General features: G+C 63.4%; 4 protein-coding genes. 3 read left to right on the top strand and 1 reads right to left on the bottom strand.

Going from position 1 to position 2,727, the window contains the following annotated elements:
* Positions 1-420: NAD(P)/FAD-dependent oxidoreductase (locus EN939_RS28690; RefSeq protein WP_164751296.1), on the top strand; the 420-nt coding region annotated here is incomplete at its 5' end.
* A 193-nt stretch (positions 421-613) separates the two neighbouring features.
* On the opposite strand, the gene EN939_RS28685 is transcribed toward EN939_RS28690, so the two are convergent.
* Positions 614-1,039 (bottom strand): GNAT family N-acetyltransferase, encoded by a 426-nt coding sequence (locus EN939_RS28685; protein ID WP_127271072.1) that lies wholly within the window; start codon positions 1,037-1,039, stop codon positions 614-616.
* A gap of 127 nt (positions 1,040-1,166) precedes the next feature.
* Between EN939_RS28685 and leuD the strand changes: the two genes are divergently transcribed.
* Positions 1,167-1,772, top strand: coding sequence for a 3-isopropylmalate dehydratase small subunit (gene leuD / locus EN939_RS28680; RefSeq protein WP_023810900.1), 606 nt, complete (start codon positions 1,167-1,169; stop codon positions 1,770-1,772).
* A 61-nt stretch (positions 1,773-1,833) separates the two neighbouring features.
* Positions 1,834-2,727: hypothetical protein (locus EN939_RS28675; protein WP_127271071.1), on the top strand; the 894-nt coding region annotated here is incomplete at its 3' end.

Raw genomic sequence — 2,727 nt, 5'->3', positions numbered from 1 at the left:
ATCTATGTCCGTCCGGAAGGCTCGGTCTACCTCACCGGCGGCGCCGAACCGGAGGAAGGCGACCGCGCACCCGACCCCGGCGACTTCGAGGTAAACTGGCCGCTGTTCGAAGAGGTGATCTGGCCGGTGCTGGCGACCCGCATTCCCGCCTTCGAGGCGATCAAGCCGACCCGCGCCTGGGCCGGCCACTACGACTACAACACGCTCGACCAGAACGCGGTGATCGGTCCGCATCCCGAAGTCGGCAATTTCATCTTCGCCAACGGATTCTCCGGCCACGGCCTGCAGCAGGCGCCGGCGGTCGGCAAGGCGCTGGCCGAACTGATCGTTCATGGCGGCTATCGCACGGTGGATTGTTCGGCGTTTGGCTATGGTCGAGTCGCGGAAGGGCGGGCGTTCCGGGAATTGAACGTGATTTGAGCGTTGGCGTTTCCTTCTCCCCCTGTGGGAGAAGGTGTCGCCGAAGGCGACGGATGAGGGGTGTTCCAGGGAACGCCAACGCCTCACTCCGCTGGAACACCCCTCATCCGTCTCGGCGCTGCGCGCCGATCCACCTTCTCCCACAGGGGGAGAAGGCAAGGCGCGCTTCTCTCGTTCCCCAACCAGAGAGATCTCAGCCCTTGCGGTCGAACCAGAATGCATCCGCCATGCGCTTCATGCCGATACGTTCGTAGAAGCCGACGGCGTCGGGCATGGAGATCAGGCTGATGGCGACCGACGGTCCAAGCTGCCGGCGCGCCTCGTCCATCAGGCCCTTGCCGATGCCGAGCCCCTGTGCCGATCGGGAAACGGCGAGTTCGGAGATGTAGCAGACCCAGGAGAAGTCGGTGATGCCTCTGATCACGCCGACCAGCGGCTTGCCTTCGACGTCGAGACGCGCGGTCAGCACCAGATTGGCGCCCGACAGCATCGCCCGCAGGCGTGCTTCATCATCGACCGGCCGTGTCTCGCCGAGGCCGGATTCGACCAGCACACGCCGGAATTCGGCGATGTCGAGCGCGGGTTCACGCGCATAGAGGACGTGTGCGTTTTCTGCCATGGCCGCCAGACTGCACCATCGGGCTGGCTTGTGCCACTGTGCACGAACAGTTGCCTTTTATTTGCTGCCGGCTTTGTGTAAACCGTGCCTCAGCAATCCCCCCGCAACGAAAACACGGGCAAAAGCCATGGAAAAGTTCACCAAGCTCACCGGCGTCGCCGCTCCGATGCCGATCGTCAATGTCGACACCGACATGATCATCCCGAAGGATTACCTCAAGACGATCAAGCGCACCGGGCTCGGCACCGGCCTGTTCGCCGAAATGCGCTACAAGGATGACGGCTCGGAAAATCCGGATTTCGTGCTCAACAAGCCGGCCTACCGCAAGGCGCAGATCCTGGTTGCCGGCGACAATTTCGGCTGCGGTTCCAGCCGCGAGCACGCACCATGGGCGCTGCTCGACTTCGGCATTCGCTGCGTCATCTCGACCTCGTTCGCCGACATTTTCTACAACAACTGCTTCAAGAACGGCATTTTGCCGATCACCGTCAGCCCCGAGGATCTCGAGAAGCTGATGGATGACGCCTCGCGCGGTTCCAATGCCACAGTGTCGGTCGACCTCGAAGCCAAGGAAATCCGCGGTCCCGACGGCGGTGTCGTCACCTTCGACCTCGACGACTTCAAGCGGCACTGCCTGCTCAACGGTCTCGACGACATCGGCCTGACCATGGAGAAGGCCGGCGCCATCGCGTCGTTCGAGAAGCGGAACGCCGAACAGCGCCCCTGGGCCTGAGTCGCAGGATCTGACCCGGCCGCCACAGGCCGGGTTCGTGGCGGCGAACGGAGGGACAGTCATGACACGTTTGCTTCTTGCCGGCGTTTGCGGGCTGGCCTTGTTGCTAGGGCAAACCGTGAGCGCGTTCGCGCAGACACAGGCACCCGCCACCCAGCCGGCCCCGGCGACGGACCAGCCGTCCGCCGATCAGGGGACGAACGCCGCCGACGCTGCCGATGACGACAAGCAGGCGCCCGTCCCTTTCGAAGGCGGCACGCTGACCATCACCCAGAAGGAACAGTATGGCGAGAAGGTGCTTGCCTATGACGGCCAGCAGCTGGCCAGCAATTATGACGTCTTCTTCGACAAAATAGTCGAGGTCGGCGGCGTCAAGGTGGCGCTGTTCGATGTGGGCGACGGCGGCAATCAATGCGGGCCGGCGACGGTGATCGTCTGGAAACCGGAAGGCGGCACCATCCAGAGCACGACAGTCGAGCAGGACCAGTGCGGCGCACCGCCCTCGGCGGTGTCCGACAACGCCATCTATTTCGTGCCCTATCTGCTGCCGGGGGATGAGAAGCCGGCTTTGCAATGGTCGCCGACCGATGGGCTGACGATTTCGGGCAATCTGACCTACATGCCGGAACCCGGCACGGACTGGAAAGACATCGATCCGGAAAAGTACCAGAACATCATCGACGCCTTCCACAACGAGGCCGTCTACAAGGAAGCGAAAAAGCTTCTCGGCAAGGACATGCCCGACATGGCAACCAGCCTGCTGGTCGGCGGCGGCACGGAAAAGACCGCTTCGGGCACCTTCTACGCCAGCGGCTGCGTGCCGCATGATTGCGGCGGCAATGACGGCTTCATGGCGGTCGACCCGGCCCAGCACAGGCTCTATTTTGCGCGCCGCGGCGACAAGGGCCAGCCGCAGGCGTGGCCTGATGTGGCGACATGGCCGGTCGATGTGAAG

Origin of the sequence: Mesorhizobium sp. M7A.F.Ca.CA.002.05.1.1 (genome assembly GCF_003998335.1) — a bacterium.
GTDB lineage: Bacteria > Pseudomonadota > Alphaproteobacteria > Rhizobiales > Rhizobiaceae > Mesorhizobium.
This window is presented reverse-complemented; position numbering and strand designations above follow the sequence as displayed.